The sequence below is a fragment of the Paenibacillus periandrae genome (genome assembly GCF_022458865.1).
GTDB lineage: Bacteria > Bacillota > Bacilli > Paenibacillales > NBRC-103111 > Paenibacillus_S > Paenibacillus_S periandrae.
Map to the genome: position 1 here is coordinate 1 of NZ_JAJNMU010000202.1, position 255 is coordinate 255.

The window sequence follows — 255 nt, forward strand, 5'->3', positions numbered from 1 at the left end:
TGTTTTTCTCATGTAGCTCTCGAAAGACAGGATTGATTCCTATGAGCTGTATGGTTGCGAGAAACAGATATTTACGTAAGGTAGAATCTCCACGTTTCGATATAACAATCTGCCCCTTCCGTTTTCCTGACATACTTTCGGCCAGATTAAGACCGGCCTTTCGCAATAACTGACGTCCATGCGCATACTGTCTAAGGTCACCGGCACCAGCCAAAATTGCTGCAACAAAGATGGGACCAAGCCCCTTAATGGATC

General features: G+C 45.5%; 1 protein-coding gene. It reads right to left on the reverse strand.

Translation table 11 applies throughout. From position 1 onward, the window contains the following. Positions 1-255, reverse strand: a 255-nt coding sequence (locus LRL21_RS45245) for an IS110 family transposase (protein ID WP_240422256.1), incomplete at both ends; no start/stop codon positions are given.